Genomic DNA, 17,098 nt, shown 5'->3' with positions numbered 1-17,098 from the left:
AGACGAAGACAGCCCCTCGCGGGGCTGTCGATGAGGCTAGTGTTACAGGTTTACCAGGAACAGGGAAAGGGAAGGCACCAGGCAGATGGCCAGCCAGCAGGCGATCAACGCGATGAAATAGGGAATCACGTATTTCACCAGTCTGACGTAGGAGATGCCGGTGATGCTGCTGGCCACGTACAGGTTGAGCCCGAAGGGTGGCGTGACGAAGCCGATGGCGGCACCGACCAGGAAGATGACCGAGAAGTGGATCGGGTCGACCCCGGCCTGCTGGGCGATGGGCGCGAGAATCGGCGCCAGGATGATCGTCACCGGCAGACTCTCCAGGATCATGCCCGCCAGCAGGATGATCAGCATGCAGGTGCCCAGCGTCAGGTAGTAGTTGTCGATGCCGCTGAGCATCTCGCTCAGTGCCTGACCGGCACCCAGCACCGACAGCAGCTGCTGCATGACCACCGAGATGGCGATCAGCGGTGCCAGCATGCCGGCGATCTGACCAGAGCGCAGCATGATGGTCGGCAGCTTCTTGAGGCTGATCTCGCGGGTGATCAACAGCCCCGCGATCATGGTGAAGCCTACGGTGATGGCGGCGGCTTCGGTCGGCGAGAACTTGCCCGAGTAAATGCCGTAGACCACCACGCCGATGGTCGCGAAGCCCAGGTAGGCCTTGCGCGCCAGCCTGGCACTGACCCCGGCCTTGAAGGGCTGCAGCTGGCCCCAGCCATTCCTGCGTGCCACCAGATAGCAGGCCACCATCATCGCGACCACCATCAGGGCGCCCGGCACCATGCCGGCAATGAACAGGTCACTGATCGACAGGTTCATCATGAAGCCGTAGACGATGAAGATGATGCTGGGCGGAATGATGATGCCCACGGTGCCGCCGGAAGCCGCCGTGGCAGCGGCGAAGCGCTCGTCGTAACCGTTCTTGACCATCTCGGGCTGCATGATCGAACCGATGGTGGCGGTGGTACCGGCGTTGGAGCCGGAAATCGCCGCGAACAACCCGCAGGCGCCGAGGGTCGACATGCCCATCCCGCCGCGCATCCAGCTCAGCGTCGAGTAGGCGAAGTCGGAGAGTCGCTTGGCGATGCCCGCCGCGTTGATCAGGTCCCCCGTGAGGATGAACAGCGGCAACGCGAGCAGGCCGAAGAAGCTCAGCCCCTGGAAGAGGGTGACACCGACGTTGGCCAGCGTGAAGTCGATCACCAGACTGGTGCCGACTACCCACAGGCCGATGACGAGGAAGATGGGCACGCCGAGCAGGAAGAAGGCGGTCACGCCCGCCGTGATCAGGGAGATCCAGATACCGTCTGTCATGCTGACCTCCTCAGTCCATGATGGACGGTTGCAGGTTGAAGGAATCGCCGCGGCGATAGCGCGCCCAGTCGGAGTAGAGGTTCTGCAGTACGCGATAGATGATCATTACCCATGCCAGCGGCGTGGCGAGGTAGAACCACCACTGCATGACATTGTCGGTGCCCGGCACGATGGCGTAGTTGTCGTAGGCCAGCGTGACCTGGGTGGTGGTGAAGTAGATCACCATCATGCCGAAGCCGATCCACAGCACGGCATCGAGGATCAGGCAGGCAAACTGGCCACCGCGCGGCAGCTTCATGCGGATCTCGTTGAGACTCAGGTGAGTACGCTTCTTGACGTTGAGCGAGGCGCCGAACCAGGTCAGCCACAGGAACAGCAGCACCGGAATGCTGGTACTCCAGGGCGCCTGCAGGCCGAAGAAGAAGCGGCGGATGACTTCGACGAAGATGATGCCGGCCATGCCGGAATAGGCGATCAGGATCACGACCTGTTCCAGATGGGCGTCCAGCCACAGGAAGGGACGCGCCCAGGGCGCGGCCTTCTTGATGGCAGGTTGCTTCGTCGATTGGCTGAAGATGGTGGTATCGCCCATTACCCCCTCCACCAGCGCTGCGGCTTGACGTTGACGGCGGCGACATCACGCGGAATCTCGCGCGCGATGGTGTGGATTTCCTGATAGATGTCGAGACCGCCGGACCACTTGTTGAGGCGTTCGCGCCACTGTTCCCACGGCTCGGGATTGAATTCCGGCGAGCACATCTGTTCGGCGCGTGAGCGTTCGGCGTCAGACAGCGGTGCCACGCGTACATTGTTCTCGGCGAAGACGGTGCCGGCGGCAGGGTGCTCGGTGGCACCGACGATCTCGAAGCGGCCAGCCTCGTTCATGCCCTGGGTGAAGATCTGCGCGCAGTAGGCGGACTCCATCACCTGGTCCTGCAGTTCGGAGCCGAGGCTGTCGAACTTGGGCAGGCTCATGCCGGTGTGCTCGGTGCCGGCGAAGAAGCGCAGGTCGACGGCCTGGGATACCACCGGTGCCATACCGGCGTAGGCTACGGCGCTCATCCAGGTCTCGGCGCCATCCAGCAGACCCTGGCGCAGGCCATCGAGGGTTTCTTCCCAGGCGACCGGCACCGGGTTGAGGCCCAGCTGCTCCATCGCGATACGGCCCATCTGGGTGCCGGTGACACGGTTCTTGGTGCCCTTGAGGTCATCGATGCTGGTGACCAGCGGTTTGTCCTGCCACTTGAGGCCGAGCATGATGCCGCGCAGGTCACAGTGGGTGAACAGGAACTGGAGGTTGTGGCGTTGGCGCAGAGGTTCACGCAGCAGCTGCTCACTCTTCTTGTGATAGAAGAAGTGGAACATCGAGGCGACGGTGGGGAACAGATAGGCGAAATCGAGCACGTTCAGATATGGCGCGCTGCCCGAGGAGTTCTGGGTGGAGGCCGAGTAGATGTCGACGATGCCCTGCTGGGTCTTGCCGACGCAGTCCAGCTGGTTGCAGACCTCGTTGCTGCCCATGAACTCGACGCGAATCGCGCCGTTGGTGCGCTCCTCGAGATCGCGCGCGAAGAACAGCTGACCGGATTTCTGGATGTCGAGATTGCGCTCGTTGAAGCCCGAGGCACCGAAGCGCAGCTGGAACTTGGGCGCTGTCTTGTAGCGTCGCTGCTGCTCCTGGTCGGCGGCGCGCGCCAGCGTGGACGCGGTGAGACCTGCGCCGAGGCCGGTGGCGGCCAGCAGGGTCGAGGTCAGGCCGAAGCGACCCGAGATGTCGAGGAAGTCACGGCGTGACAGCTTGCTGAGTGGCGATGGCATGGTAGTGCTCCCGGTATTGTGTTTGCTTTTGTGGTGGGATGCAGGCCTGGCGGCCGGGAAGTGATGTCGTATCACTGGCCCTGTGCTGGCGTTGTTATGGATCTTGCGGTGCGGGGCTTGCTTCCGCTGCTTGTCTGGCAAGCCGTTCGTTGCTCACTTCTTTAGCCAAGTGCTTGTTTATCCATTCTTATTTTCTGTCCTTATATGCCCGTCTTTATTTGTCAGGCGTTTTCGCAGTGCCTGTTCAGAGCGTGTCTCTTCAGAGAGTGCTGGAGCGCTTGTCAGACAAACCGCTATTTCTTCAAAGCCAATCCAAAGTCTCTTCAATTTCTCTTCAAAGTCTCCTCAAGCCCTTTTCTGGCTCTCCTCAAGCACGTCTGCAGAGCCCATGAGCCCTGCTTCTGGCCTCTCTGGTGACTGCCATTGATGGCGGTCTGTGTCGTTCTCGCTAGTTCGTCTTACATAGTTGGTCGTATAACGAGACGAAAAGTACCGTTACCGGCGTTTCAAATCTCAATGTAGGGCACTTTTTCAGCTTTGGCAAAGATATTGAGACAATACGTTTCGTATTTGACGAATTCCAATTTTGATGCCATTATTATGAGACAATATGTCTCGATATGGTATATAAAATAATGAAAACAACACGTTACGCCAATGCCGACGCATCAGCCGCCTATGACTACATCGTGATCGGAGCGGGTTCAGCCGGTTGCGTGCTAGCCAATCGTCTAACCGAAGACCCTTCCATCAAGGTGCTGTTGCTGGAAGCCGGTGGCTCGGACTGGAACCCGTGGATCCATGTGCCGGTGGGCTATTTCAAGACGATGCACAACCCGGCCACCGACTGGTGCTATCTCACCGACCCTGACAAGGGCATCAACGGCCGTCGCCTTCAGTGGCCGCGCGGCAAGGTGCTGGGCGGGTCCAGCTCACTCAACGGCCTGTTGTATATCCGCGGGCAGCATGAGGACTACGATGACTGGGCGGCGGCAGGCAACAAGGGCTGGGACTTCCACTCAGTGCTGCCGTATTTCCGCAAGTCGGAATGTCAGTCGCGTGGTGCCAATCAGTGGCACGGTGCCGATGGGCCGCTGCATGTCTCTGACCTGCGCCTCAAGCGCGAGATCGCCGAGCGCTTCATCAAGGCGGCGGTCGAGGTGGGAATTCCGCTCAACAAGGACGTCAACGGCGAGCGCCAGGAAGGAGTCGGCTATTTTCAGCAGACCACCTACAAGGGCCTGCGCTGCAGCACGGCCAAAGCTTTTCTGCGCCCGGCACTCACGCGCAGCAACTTGACGCTGGTCAAGCATGCGCACTGTCGCCGTGTGTTGCTGGAAGGCAAGTGCGCTGTGGGAGTGGAATACGAGGTGAAGGGCACGATCCATACGGCGCGCGCCGAGCGCGAGGTGCTGCTGTCCAGCGGTGCCATCGGCAGTCCGCAGATTCTGCAGTGCTCCGGTATCGGCGACCCTGAGCACCTGGCCAGTGTCGGGGTGGAATGTCTGCACGCCTTGCCGGGCGTCGGGGAAAACCTCCAGGACCACCTGCAGGTACGACTGGTGTTCAAGACCCAATGCCGCACCCTCAATGACGAGGTGCGTCATCCGCTCAAGAAGCTGGCGGTCGGTACCCAGTACCTCTTCACGCGCACCGGCCCGCTGACGCTGGCGGCCAGTCAGGTGTGTGCCTTCACCCAGTCACGCGAGGGTCTGACGCGTCCGGATATCCAGTTCCACATGCAGCCGCTGAGCGCTGACAAGCCCGCCGACGGCGTGCACCCGTTCTCGGCCTTCACGTCCTCGGTGTGTCAGCTGCGCCCGCATAGCCGCGGCCAGGTGCGCATCACCAGCGCCGATGCCAGCGTCTATCCCTCCATCCAGTCCAACTACCTCAGCGCCGAGGAAGACCGCCGCGTGGTGGTCGACGCCATCAAGGTGGCGCGCCGCATCGCCCAGGCGGAGCCGCTGTCCTCGGTGATCAGCGAAGAGTATGTGCCGGGCGTGCAATATCAGAGTGATGAGGAGCTGCTGGAGGCCGCGCGTCAGTTCAGCCAGACCATCTACCACCCGGCGGGCACCTGCAAGATGGGCCACGATGCGCTGGCGGTGGTGGATGACGAGCTGCGTGTCCATGGCCTGCACGGCTTGCGTGTGGTGGATGCCTCGATCATGCCGGTGATCGTGTCCGGCAATACCAATGCGCCGACCATCATGATCGCCGAGAAGGCCGCCGACATGATCAAGGCCGCCCAGGTGAACATGGCCCAGGTCAGCTAGCAGGCCTATGTGCCTGAACGACACATCGCGGCGGGGCAGCTTGCCCGTCACCGCTTGCTGGTTTGATTGAGGAATTCGCGTGGCCACTGACAACAGTTCATCACTGCACGACACACCCACTCCGCCCACCAGCCTGTGGCGGTCCCTGGAAGGGCGCGTGCGCACCATCATGCCGGGCCTTCTGATCTGCATCATCATCGCGCTGGCGACCACCTTCATCGCCGATCACTACGGTGGCCCGACGCTGCTCTATGCGCTGCTGTTCGGCATGTCACTGCACTTTCTTTCCGAGGAGGGCCCGTGCAAGGCGGGCATCGAGTTCGCCTCCAAGACGGTACTGCGCCTCGGCGTAGCCCTGCTGGGGGTGCGCATCACGCTGGAGCAGGTCGCGAGTCTCGGCCTCGGCCCGGTGATCACGGTGGTGCTCGGGGTGGTGGCGACCATCCTGTTCGGCGCGCTGCTGGCCCGCGTGATGGGGCTGGACCGCGACATGGGGCTGCTGACCGGTGGCTCGGTAGCGATCTGTGGCGCCTCGGCGGCACTGGCACTGTCGGCGGTGATGCCGCGCAACGCCACCAGTGAGCGGCACACCATCATGACCGTGGTCGGGGTGACCACACTCTCGACCGTGGCGATGATCACCTATCCGCTGATCGTCAGACTGCTGGGGCTGGATGATGCCGAGGCCGGCATCTTCCTCGGTGGTACCATCCACGATGTGGCGCAGGTGGTGGGGGCGGGCTACATCATCTCCGAGCACACCGGGGATGTCTCGACCTTCGTCAAGCTGCTGCGGGTGGCGATGCTGGTGCCGGCGGTGATGGTCTTCATGCTGCTGTTCCGCAGTGCGCGCCAGGCCAATGGCGATGAAGGCGGCAAGGTGCCGATGTTCCCCACCTTCCTGATCGCCTTCGTGGCACTGGTGCTGATCAACAGCCTCGGCTGGGTGCCGAGCGTTGCCGTGGAAGGCTTCACCGACCTGTCGCGCTGGTGTCTGGTGGCGGCGATTGCCGCGCTGGGCGTCAAGACGTCGTTCCAGAAGCTGGCGGTGGTCGGTTGGAAGCCGGTGATCCTGATGGTGGTGGAAACGCTTTTCCTGCTGGTGCTGGTGACACTGTGCATCAAGTTCGGGCTGGCCAGCATCTGACCGACTCCCGGGTGTGCTCAAGCGCGAAGAGCCCCGCCGTGACTGGCGGGGCTTTTCGGTTGAGGGCAGACAGGTTCAGGTTCCGGCGGACATTCAGGTCAGGCGGGCTCATGCAGTCAGCCAATCACGGCGATAAGATCGCTCAATTGCTTCCTGGCTCACGAGTCGTATGATCTGCGCTTACCGGTACGCGTCTGACGGTTGACCCTCACGTGGCGCGCCGCATCCCCATTTCTCTGGAGTCCGATCATGTCTGAATCCCTCGTGCTGGCCTGTCCGCAATGTCTCGCTCTCAATCGTGTGGCCACCGCGCGTCTGGATGACAACCCCAGCTGCGGCAAGTGCAGCGCCGCCGTACTGCCCAAGGAGCCGCTGGAACTGACCAGCGACAACTTCGAGGCCCTGGTGGTGCGCAGTGAAATGCCGGTGGTCATCGACTTCTGGGCCAGCTGGTGTGGCCCGTGCAAGATGATGGGGCCGATCTTCAATGAAGTCGCGGCGCAGGTGGGTACACGTGTGCGCTTTGCCAAGATCGACACCGAAGCCCAGCAGGCGCTGGCCGGTCGTTTCGGCATCCGCAGCATTCCAACGCTGCTGGTGATGAAGCAGGGCAAGGAGCTGGCGCGCGAATCCGGCGTGATGCAGGCCGGTCAGCTCAAGCAGTGGCTGGCCCCGCACGCAGTGTGACCCCGGCCCGCGCGAGAGAAGTCCGCAGTTGAGCGTTCAGGGAAACCCGATTGCCGTCTGTGAACTGACAACGCCTGACGCGACTTTGCGTCAGGCGTTGTCATATCAGTCGGCGTTGTCATATCAGTCGGCGTTGTCGTATCAGTCGGCCTTTTGGTCTCAGTCGGAATAGACCATCTTGCGTGTCATGCCGCCATCGACGACATGATTCTGGCCGGTGATGAAGCCAGCCTTTTCCGAGATCAAAAAGGCCACCAACGCGGCGATGTCATCGACATGGCCGACGCGCCCGACGGGGTGCTGGGCATGGTCTTGGTCACTCAGCGACTCGGCTTCGCCGCTTTTCTGCAGGGCGCTGACGTCTATCCAGCCCGGGCTGATGGCATTGACGCGAATCTCCGGCCCCAGGCTCATCGCCATGGCATGGGTGAGGGCGACGATACCGCCCTTGCTGGCGGCGTAGGCTTCGCTGTGCGGTTCGGACTGCAGGGCGCGGCTGGAGGCCAGATTGACGATGCTGCCGCCAGTCTCGCGCAGATGACGCGCCGCATGCTTGGCGGTCAGGAAGCTGCTGGTCAAACTGGTATCGAGTACCTGATGCCAGCGCTCGAGTGACAGCTCCTCAAGCTTGCCCTGGAAGGGGTCGGCGATCGCGGCATTGTTGATCACCGCGTCCAGCCGCCCGAAGGCCTCGCAGGTAGCCGCGAGGCTGGCGGCCACGGATTTCTCGTCACGTACATCCAGCGTGAAGACGCGCAGGCGCTCGCCGATGTCCTCTGTGGGCTGCTCACCAGACGGCGCTCCCGTGCGTTCTGCAAGATCCTCCGACGGCGCTGCGGGCTCTTCTGCGAGCCCGCTCGCCTGTCGTTTCTTCATCTCCCGATATTGCTGGCCTGCCTCGGCATCGATATCCGCCACGGCCACGCGCCAGCCGTGGGCGAGCAGGTAGTCGCTGATGCCGCGGCCGATGCCTTGAGCACCGCCGGTGATATAGGCCACCTTGGCTGTCTTCATGTCATTCTCCTGATGAGGTGCCGGCAGGGCGATGTGACGAAGCGCTCCATTCACGTCTCGTCGATGGCGCGGTGTGTCCCTGCGGGCAATGATATAGGTGCGGCTGGCGCGCGAGACAAGGGCGGTGCCCGCAGACACCGCACGCGGCGACCATGCCTCAGCATGACAGGCCTCAGAGTCGTGATGGGACTGACGGGTGGCGCGGCGCCTCACGGCCTGCGTTGAAGACTGATCCTGATGGCTGATTCTATTGGTCAGGGAGTTATCGCCTCGCGTGGCAGCTGTCAGACTGTGCATGAGTCCACGTCAGGCGTCAGGTGCGTCTGGGTGACCACGAGAGATCGCCATTCGACGTGAGGGGCGAGGAACTCGACTGCCGGGCCGTGCCCGAGTCCCCTCAAACCGCAAGCGAGTGAATGAGCGAGCGGGTAGCCCCCGATGAAGTATCAGTCGCGCGAGGAATGAAGATGAACAAGGGGATGCAACACTGGCTGGCGATGGTGGCCGTGGCGGTGATGCTGATGGCCGGGGCGGGGTGCGATGGCGTCAATGGCCCACGCCCTACCAGCGTGGCGACGCTGCTGGAACACTCCGAGGCCTGGCAGGGCGAGCAGGTAGCCGTGCAGGGCAGGGTGCGCAGCGAAGACGTGCCCAACCGCTACTGGCTGGAAGGCGAAGGACAGCAGCGCCTGGAACTGCTGCCACCGGAGCGCATCGGCGCCTATATCGGGCGCGAGGTCCAGGTGAGTGGCCGCTTTGAATTCGAGGTCGGCGGCCAGCGCCGCATACGCCTGTCCAAGGTCACGCCGCTCGACAAGTCGTCGCCTGAGGAGTGAGTGAGCACTTGCTGGGGTGGTGGGCTAGAGCGGACTGAAGCGGACTGGAGCGGGCCAGCCCGGGCTGAACAAGGTGCCTCGGCAAGCCGGAAATGACGGACTGGAAACGATAGTCCGAAAACGGCAGTCTGCAAACGGCAGTCTGCAAACGACGATGCCCCGTCGCGCACATGGCGCAGGCGGGGCATCGTCGTGTCAGGCAAGCAGTCCGATCAGGCTTTCTTGACGAAGATCGACTTGAGCTTCATCGGGCCGACGCCATCGATCTTGCAGTCGATATCGTGATCGCCATCCACCAGGCGGATGTTCTTGACCTTGGTGCCGACCTTGACGACGGAGGAAGTGCCCTTGATCTTCAGGTCCTTGATGACGGTGACGGTATCGCCATCGACCAGCTCGTTGCCGTTGGCATCGCGGAATACCGGGCCGGCTTCCTCGACGGTGGCTTCCTTGGACCACTCATGGGCACATTCAGGGCAGACGTACTGCATGCCGTCGTCGTAGGTGTATTCGGAATTGCAGGCCGGGCAGTTCGGGAGGGCGCTCATCACGGTGTCCTGGAAGCTGTCTCGTGCTTCACCCGATCAGAAGGCGGGCGAAGATTCAGGCAGAGACATGGTGTTGGAAGGCGCGCATCGGGCTCAAGCGGTGCGCGAACGGCGGCAAGCCTACACCGATTCCATGACAGCGACCATCCAGTGCGGCTCTTGGTCGCAATCGGTGCGCGCCATTGCGGCCTCGCTTGGCAGCGCCTCAATCCATTCGCCCTCAGCCACTGGCCATCAGTCACTGGCCATCAGTCACTGGCCATCAGTCACTGGCCATCAGCGCCTGGCCGACGCGTGAGCCATTCGGCCGCCCAAGCGTGCGACTGATCCAGTCGCCGGTGCGGGCCAGTGCTGCCAGGTCCACCCCCGTCTCGATGCCCATGCCCTCAAGCAGATAGAGCACATCTTCACTGGCGACATTGCCTGAGGCGCCCTTGGCGTAGGGGCAGCCGCCCAGGCCCGCCACCGAACTGTCGATCACCGCGATGCCTTCCTCCAGCACGGCGTAGAGATTGGCGAGCGCCTGGCCGTAGGTGTCATGGAAGTGCGCGGCGAGCTGCGTGATCGGCACCTCGCGATTGACCTGCTCCAGCATGTGCTTGGCCTTGAGCGGCGTGCCGACGCCGATGGTGTCGCCAAGCGAGACCTCGTAGCAGCCCATGGCCTTGAGCTCGCGAGCGACGGCGGCCACCTCGGCGGGGGCTATTTCGCCTTCATAGGGGCAGCCGAGCACGCAGGACACATAGCCGCGCACACGCACACCGGCCTTGAGGGCGTGTTCCATCACCGGCGCAAAGCGCTCTAGCGACTCGGCGATCGAGCAGTTGATGTTGCGCTGCGAGAAGGACTCGCTGGCCGAGCCGAACACGGCCACCTCGCGCACACCACACTCAAGCGCCGCCTCAAGCCCCTTCATGTTGGGCGTGAGAACGGAGTAAGTGGTCGCTGACTTGGCAGTTGTTGACTTGGCGTGGCCGTCGCGCAGCGCCAGCATGATCTCGCGGTGATCAGCCATCTGCGGCACCCACCTGGGCGAGACGAAGCTGGCGGCCTCGACATGCGCAAGGCCGCTGTCGCTCAGACGCCGGATCAACTCAAGCTTGGTGGCAGTCGAGACGGGCACGGACTCGTTCTGCAGCCCGTCGCGCGCGCCGACTTCGACGATGCGTACCTTGCGGGGAAAGTGCATGCTGACTTACTCCTTGTCCGTCGCGGCTTGTTCGGCCGTGAACTCGAGCAGCACATCGCCCTGGACCACGCTGTCACCGGCCGAGAAGTGGAACTGGGCAACCTCGCCATCAGCGGGGGCATTGAGGGTGTGCTCCATCTTCATCGCCTCCATCACCATCAAAGGCGTGCCCTGCGGGACATGGCTGCCCGGTGCGACCAGCTGCGCGACCACGGTGCCATTCATCGGCGCATTCAGGGTCGCCTGGGTCTCGTGGCGCGCGTGGTCCACGGCGTCGGCGCGCCGCCACAGCAGGCGTGATTCCCCCTGTGGAGCGCTGCCGGACTGGCTTTGCTGCGCAGACGACAACATCAGCACTTCACCGCCGCGGGTCGGCGCGTGGCTTGCCTGGAAGCGACGGCGATGGCCATCCAGCGTCACGGCGATGGCATTGCCTTCAAGGCGAGTGAGCCGACCGAGATGGCGTGTGGTCAGTCTTTCATCTCCGTAGTGAGTGGTCACTTCCAGTTGCCAGTCGCCGCGCGAATCGCTCACCGATGACGTATTTGAGGTGTGCGTGTTCGCCATGGAGGCATGCGTTACGGGGCGGCGTGCGAGGATATGCGCCACCTTGTCGCTGCGCTCATCGGCATCGGCGTCAGCGGGTAGACACAGCGCCAGGCGCACCTGGTGTGGCAGGCCATTGCGCCAGCCATCACGGCGCTCCCACGGGCTGGCGCAGGGCTGGCGTGAATGTGATGTGCGGATCGAATGTGATGCGTGATTGGCTTGCTCATCCAGGCGTGAGAGCGCCAGCAAGGCGCTGGCCGCCAGGCTTGCGTGGTCCAGCGTCGCGCCGGGGAACAGGCTGTCGTGATGGCGCTCGATGAAGCGGGTATCCAGCTCGGCGGCGCGGAAGTCAGGATGCCCCGCCAGGCGGGACAGGAAGGCGCGGTTGGTGGTGACGCCACGCACCTCCAGCGCTGCCAGCGCGCGCAGCAGTATCTCGAGCGCCTGTTCGCGAGTCGGTCCGTAGCTGATCAGCTTGGCCAGCATCGGGTCGTAATGCATCGAGACTTCATCGCCCTCGGCGACGCCGCTGTCCAGACGTACCTGCCGGGCGGTCAGTCCGCCCCCTGCCAGATCCAGCCGGAAGCGTTCCAGCACACCGGTGGCGGGCAGGAAGTCGTTGTCCGGGTCTTCGGCGTAGAGCCGCGCCTCGAAGCTGTGACCGGTCAACGTCAGCTCATCCTGCTGACGCGGCAGGCGTTCACCCCGCGCGATGCGCAGTTGCCATTCGACGAGGTCTTCGCCGGTGATCATCTCGGTCACCGGGTGCTCGACCTGCAGGCGCGTGTTCATTTCCATGAAGTAGAAGGCACCGTGGCTTTCGCTGCCCGGTTGCGGGGCATCGAGCAGAAACTCGATGGTGCCGGCGCCGACATAGCCGATCTCGCGCGCTGCCCGCACGGCGGCCTCGCCCATCTCACGGCGCAGCGAGGGCGTCAGGCCCGGCGCGGGGGCCTCTTCCAGCACCTTCTGGTGGCGACGCTGGACACTGCAATCGCGCTCGAACAGATAGACACCGCTGCCGTAGCTGTCGCAGAACACCTGGACTTCGACATGGCGCGGCTGGGTCAGGTATTTCTCGATCAGCATGCGCTCATCGCCGAAGGCGGCGCGGGATTCACGACGACAGCTGGCCAGCGCCGCCGCGAATTCCTGCGCACTCTCGACCACGCGCATGCCCTTGCCGCCACCGCCGGCGCAGGCCTTGATCAGTACCGGATAGCCCATGCGGTCCGCTTCGGCCTGCAGCAGCTCATCCTGCTGGTCCTCACCGTGGTAGCCGGGCACCAGCGGCACATTGGCCGCCTGCATGCGCATCTTGGCGGCTGACTTGTCGCCCATGTCGGCGATCGCGCTCTGGGGCGGGCCGACGAAGATGATGCCGGCTTCGGCCAGCGCGCTGACGAAGGCGGCGTTCTCGGACAGGAAGCCATAGCCGGGGTGCACGGCATCGGCGCCGCTTTTACGCGCGGCAGCGATCACCTTGTCGATGTCCAGATAGCTTTCGCGGGCGCTGGCGGGCCCGAGACGCACTGCCTCGTCGGCCTCGCGCACATGCAGGGCATCGGCGTCGGCATCGGAGTAGACCGCCACTGTCTGGATGCCCATCGCGCGAGCGGTGCGCATCACGCGTACGGCGATCTCACCCCGGTTGGCGACCAGCAGCTTGCGGATCTCGCCGCAACCGGCGGGGAGGGTCTGGTCTGTCTCGCGGTTGGCGTTCATGGCAAGCGTCCTGTGGCGAAGGTGGCAAGGGGAATTCAGGAAGAGAAAAGCTCTTATGAAAAAATCCGGCAGGCATGGCCGAGGTGGATGGCCGAGAGTGATGACCAGCGCCGAGAGAATCGACACGCCGTCAGCGGCTTCAGGCCTCTGGTGCTCATGAGGATTTCGACGTCTGGGGTGTCTGGGTCTCGGTCGGCACCCAGGGCGCCGGCGTGCCGGCGAAGAAGGCGGCCAGACCGGCCTGGCCCTGTTCGCTGACGCGCAGCTGGCTGATCACCTCGCAGCAGCGTTCACGGGTCGCGGCACTGTCAGGTGCCTGAGCCACCTCGCTGAGCAGCGCCTTGGTGGCGCGACTGGCGGCAGGCGAGGTGGCCAGCAGGGTCTGCACCATTTCCGTGACGCGTGCCTCCAGCAGCTCATCGGGGCAGGTCTCGTGGACCAGGCCGATACGCTGCGCGGTGGCACTGTCGATCACCTCGGCGCTGAGGGCATAACGGCGCATCTGGCGTGAGCCGATGGCGCGCTGCACATAGGGACTGATGGCAGCCGGTGCCAGGCCGATGCGCACTTCGGAGAGACAGAAGCGCGCCCGCTCGGCGGCAATCACGATGTCGCAGCAGGCCGCCAGGCCGACGGCACCGCCGAAGGTGGCGCCCTGGACACGACACACGCTGGGGCAGGGCAGCTCATCGAGCAGCTGCATCAGTCGCGCAAGCTCGCGTGAGTCGGCGAGGTTATCCTCCAGCGAATACTCGACCATGCGCTGCATCCACTTGAGGTCGGCGCCGGCCGAGAAGCTCTTGCCCTCGGAGGCCACCACCACCACACGCACCTCGTCGCGGCTCGCCCTGGCGTGCAGGCTCTCCAGGTGCTGATTCAGCTCTGCAATCAGCAGGTCATCGAAGGCGTTGTGCACCTCGGGGCGCAGCAGAGTGAGGCGGGCGACGCCGTGTTGATCTATCTCGAGTCGACTCGATTGGCGCGGCTCTGTCATCGTGCTTTCTTCCATTTGGTTAGCTTGAAGATGACTATCGCTATTCAGTGCAGGCCACAAGGATTGTTGTGGCGCTTGACGGGTTACATGCGTAGCACACCGAAGCGACTGTCCTCGATCTCGGCATTCATGGCCGCGGCCAGTGACAGACCGAGGATGTCGCGGGTCTGCAGCGGGTCGATGACGCCGTCATCCCACAGGCGCGCACTGGCATAGGTCGGATGGCCCTGACGCTCGTACTGCTCGCGCACCGGCGCCTTGAAGGCCTCTTCTTCCTCGGCGGGCCACTCGCGCCCTTCGCGGGCATGCTGGTCGCGCTTGACCTGTGCCAGCACGTTGGCGGCCTGCTCGCCGCCCATCACCGAGATGCGCGAGTTGGGCCACATGAACAGCAGGTTGGGGTCATAGGCGCGCCCGCACATGCCGTAGTTGCCCGCGCCGAAACTGCCACCGATCAGCACCGTGAACTTGGGTACCTTGGCGCAGGCCACCGCCGCCACCAGCTTGGCGCCGTGCTTCGCGATGCCTTCGTGCTCGTAGCGCGAGCCGACCATGAAGCCGGTGATGTTCTGCAGAAAGATCAGTGGAATCCGGCGCTGGGTGCACAGCTCGATGAAGTGCGCGCCCTTGAGGGCGCTTTCCGAGAACAGCACGCCATTGTTGGCGAGGATGCCGACCGGATGGCCATGCAGATGCGCGAAGCCGGTGACCAGCGTCTCGCCGTACTCGCGCTTGAATTCGTCGAAGTCCGAGTCATCCACCAGGCGGCCGATCACTTCGCGCACGTCGTAGGGTTTCTTGAGGTCGGTGCCGACGATGCCGTAGAGCTCCTGCGGGTCCAGGCGTGGCGGACGCGATTCACGCAGCGCGAGCTGGCCCTTGCGTTGCCAGTTGAGGCGCGACACGGCGCGGCGAGCCAGCTGCAGGGCATGGGCGTCGTTGTCGGCCAGATGGTCGGCCACGCCGCTGATCTTGCAGTGCACCTCGGCACCGCCCAGCGCCTCGGCGCTGATGTCCTCACCGGTGGCGGCCTTCACCAGCGGCGGCCCCGCCAGGAAGATGGTGCCTTGCTCGCGCACGATGATGGATTCGTCCGCCATCGCCGGCACATAGGCGCCGCCTGCGGTGCATGAGCCCATCACCACGGCGATCTGAGGGATACCCTCGGCAGACAGCGTGGCCTGGTTGTAGAAGATGCGGCCGAAGTGGTCGCGGTCCGGGAAGACCTCGTCCTGGTGGGGCAGATGCGCGCCGCCGGAATCGACCAGATAGAGGCAGGGCAGGCGATGCTTGCGGGCGATTTCCTGGGCGCGCAGATGCTTCTTGGCCGTCATCGGGAAGTAGGTGCCGCCCTTGACGGTGGCGTCGTTGGCGACGATGACGCACTCCACGCCGCTGACGCGGCCGATGCCGGTGACCAGGCCCGCGCCGGGGACGGGGCTGTCGTAGACGTCGTGGGCCGCCAGCGCAGAGAGTTCGAGGAAGGGCGAGCCTTCATCGATCAGGTGGTCGATGCGTTCGCGCACGAACAGCTTGCCGCGCGACTCGTGACGTTCACGCGCCTTGTCACCGCCACCGGCCGCGACGGTCTCCAGCAGCTGGTGCAGGCGATCGACCTCGGCCTGCATCGCCGCTTCATTGGCGCGGAACTGGTCACTGCGCGGATTGATCAGGGAGGTCAGTATGGCCATCGAGCAAGCTCCAGCGGCGAAGGGATACGAAAAAGAGTAGGGGGTGACGAGAGGTCTCAGGCGCTCTCGTTGAACAGTTCACGCCCGATCAGCATGCGGCGGATCTCGCTGGTGCCGGCGCCGATCTCGTAAAGCTTGGCGTCACGCAGCAGGCGCCCGGTGGCGTACTCGTTGATGTAGCCATTGCCGCCGAGCAGCTGGATGGCATCCAGCGCCATCTGGGTGGCCTTCTCGGCGCAGTAGAGAATCACGCCCGCGGCGTCCTTGCGTGAGGTCTGGCCACGATCACAGGCGTTGGCGACCGCATACAGATAGGCGCGACAGGCATTGAGGGTGGTGTACATGTCGGCGACCTTGCCTTGCACCAGCTGGAATTCACCGATGGCCTGGCCGAACTGACGACGCTCATGCAGGTAGGGCACCACGATGTCCATGCAGGCCTGCATGATGCCGATGGGGCCGGCGGCCAGTACGGTGCGCTCGAAATCGAGCCCGCGCATCAGCACCTTGACGCCGCGATTGACCTCACCCAGCACGTTCTCGACCGGCACCTGACAATCCTGGAAGACCAGTTCGCAGGTGTTGGAGCCGCGCATGCCGAGCTTGTCGAGCTTCTGGGCGGTGGAGAAACCGGGGAAGTCACGCTCGATGATGAAAGCGGTGATGCCCTTGGAACCGGCGTCCGGGTCGGTCTTCGCGTAGACCACCAGGGTGTGGGCATCCGGGCCGTTGGTGATCCACATCTTGTTGCCGTTGAGCACGTAGTGATCGCCTCGCAGCTCGGCCTTGAGCTGCATCGAGACCACGTCGGAGCCGGCGCCGGGTTCTGACATCGCCAGCGCGCCGACATGCTCGCCGCTCATCAGCTTCGGCAGGTAGCGTGCCTTCTGCTCGGCGGTGCCGTTGAGCTTGATCTGATTCACGCACAGGTTGGAATGCGCGCCGTAGGAGAGTGCCACCGAGGCGCTGGCACGCGAGATCTCCTCCATCGCGATGCAGTGCGCCAGGTAGCCCATGCCGCTGCCGCCGTCCTCGTCGGACACGGTAATGCCGAGCAGGCCCATGTCGCCGAACTTCTGCCACAGGTCATCGGGGAAGGCATTGCTGGCATCGATCTCGGCGGCGCGCGGGGCGATCTCGTCGCGGGCAAAGGCGTTGACCTGCTCACGCAGCAGGGTGTGTGTCTCGTCGAGTCCGAAATCCAGCGGTGAATAGAGGCTGTGCATGATCTGGCATCCTGTAGATCGGTGAGGCGCGATGAGCAAGGCCCGCCACGGGCCGCCTTGGCGTGTGATGGGATT

General features: G+C 63.8%; 14 protein-coding genes. 4 read left to right on the top strand and 10 right to left on the bottom strand.

Translation table 11 applies throughout. The features are described 5' to 3' along the window. Nucleotides 1-42: 42 nt before the first annotated feature. The 3 genes from AC5WNI_RS12360 to AC5WNI_RS12350 are packed head-to-tail and all read right to left on the bottom strand — an operon-like array spanning nucleotide 43 to nucleotide 3,138. Complete coding sequence (locus AC5WNI_RS12360) at nucleotides 43-1,320, bottom strand: TRAP transporter large permease (protein ID WP_166018783.1); 1,278 nt, start codon at nucleotides 1,318-1,320, stop codon at nucleotides 43-45. 10 nt (nucleotides 1,321-1,330) lie between these two features. After that, entirely contained in the window at nucleotides 1,331-1,912 is a 582-nt protein-coding gene (locus AC5WNI_RS12355; RefSeq protein WP_175088580.1) for a TRAP transporter small permease, read from the bottom strand. Then, a complete protein-coding gene (locus AC5WNI_RS12350; protein WP_176677586.1) occupies nucleotides 1,912-3,138 on the bottom strand; it encodes a TRAP transporter substrate-binding protein in 1,227 nt (408 codons plus the stop codon). The genes AC5WNI_RS12355 and AC5WNI_RS12350 overlap by 1 nt, the downstream gene beginning before the upstream one ends. 635 nt (nucleotides 3,139-3,773) lie before the next feature. Between AC5WNI_RS12350 and AC5WNI_RS12345 the strand changes: the two genes are divergently transcribed. The 3 genes from AC5WNI_RS12345 to trxC all read left to right on the top strand — a co-directional run bounded on the left by AC5WNI_RS12345 (nucleotide 3,774) and on the right by trxC (nucleotide 7,251). Further along, a complete protein-coding gene (locus tag AC5WNI_RS12345; protein ID WP_487885782.1) occupies nucleotides 3,774-5,417 on the top strand; it encodes a GMC family oxidoreductase in 1,644 nt (547 codons plus the stop codon). A gap of 79 nt (nucleotides 5,418-5,496) precedes the next feature. Continuing rightward, nucleotides 5,497-6,564: a YeiH family protein gene (locus tag AC5WNI_RS12340; protein WP_282627777.1), complete on the top strand. Its 1,068-nt coding sequence runs from the start codon at nucleotides 5,497-5,499 to the stop codon at nucleotides 6,562-6,564. Between the two features lie 249 nt (nucleotides 6,565-6,813). Beyond that, nucleotides 6,814-7,251, top strand: coding sequence for a thioredoxin TrxC (trxC, locus tag AC5WNI_RS12335; RefSeq protein ID WP_487885781.1), 438 nt, complete (start codon nucleotides 6,814-6,816; stop codon nucleotides 7,249-7,251). Nucleotides 7,252-7,410: 159 nt separating this feature from the next. Here the strand turns inward: trxC and AC5WNI_RS12330 are convergent, their stop codons facing one another. Next, nucleotides 7,411-8,265, bottom strand: coding sequence for an SDR family oxidoreductase (locus AC5WNI_RS12330; protein ID WP_175088583.1), 855 nt, complete (start codon nucleotides 8,263-8,265; stop codon nucleotides 7,411-7,413). Nucleotides 8,266-8,732: 467 nt separating this feature from the next. Between AC5WNI_RS12330 and AC5WNI_RS12325 the strand changes: the two genes are divergently transcribed. Next, entirely contained in the window at nucleotides 8,733-9,101 is a 369-nt protein-coding gene (locus tag AC5WNI_RS12325) for a hypothetical protein (protein WP_175088584.1), read from the top strand. A 212-nt stretch (nucleotides 9,102-9,313) separates the two neighbouring features. Here the strand turns inward: AC5WNI_RS12325 and AC5WNI_RS12320 are convergent, their stop codons facing one another. The 6 genes from AC5WNI_RS12320 to AC5WNI_RS12295 all read right to left on the bottom strand — a co-directional run bounded on the left by AC5WNI_RS12320 (nucleotide 9,314) and on the right by AC5WNI_RS12295 (nucleotide 17,023). After that, nucleotides 9,314-9,649, bottom strand: coding sequence for a zinc ribbon domain-containing protein YjdM (locus tag AC5WNI_RS12320; RefSeq protein ID WP_487885780.1), 336 nt, complete (start codon nucleotides 9,647-9,649; stop codon nucleotides 9,314-9,316). A 262-nt stretch (nucleotides 9,650-9,911) separates the two neighbouring features. Then, on the bottom strand, nucleotides 9,912-10,838 hold the full coding sequence (locus AC5WNI_RS12315; RefSeq protein WP_487885779.1) for a hydroxymethylglutaryl-CoA lyase: 927 nt from the start codon (nucleotides 10,836-10,838) through the stop codon (nucleotides 9,912-9,914). 6 nt (nucleotides 10,839-10,844) lie between these two features. After that, on the bottom strand, nucleotides 10,845-13,112 hold the full coding sequence (locus tag AC5WNI_RS12310; protein ID WP_495928519.1) for an acetyl/propionyl/methylcrotonyl-CoA carboxylase subunit alpha: 2,268 nt from the start codon (nucleotides 13,110-13,112) through the stop codon (nucleotides 10,845-10,847). Nucleotides 13,113-13,266: 154 nt separating this feature from the next. Further along, nucleotides 13,267-14,106 (bottom strand): enoyl-CoA hydratase-related protein, encoded by an 840-nt coding sequence (locus AC5WNI_RS12305; RefSeq protein ID WP_487885777.1) that lies wholly within the window; start codon nucleotides 14,104-14,106, stop codon nucleotides 13,267-13,269. Between the two features lie 83 nt (nucleotides 14,107-14,189). Further along, nucleotides 14,190-15,797: a carboxyl transferase domain-containing protein gene (locus tag AC5WNI_RS12300; protein ID WP_225347061.1), complete on the bottom strand. Its 1,608-nt coding sequence runs from the start codon at nucleotides 15,795-15,797 to the stop codon at nucleotides 14,190-14,192. Between the two features lie 56 nt (nucleotides 15,798-15,853). Continuing rightward, nucleotides 15,854-17,023 (bottom strand): isovaleryl-CoA dehydrogenase, encoded by a 1,170-nt coding sequence (locus tag AC5WNI_RS12295; protein ID WP_487885776.1) that lies wholly within the window; start codon nucleotides 17,021-17,023, stop codon nucleotides 15,854-15,856. Nucleotides 17,024-17,098: the final 75 nt, after the last annotated feature.

It is taken from the genome of Cobetia sp. PDI-12MA (assembly GCF_059507695.1).
This window is presented reverse-complemented; position numbering and strand designations above follow the sequence as displayed.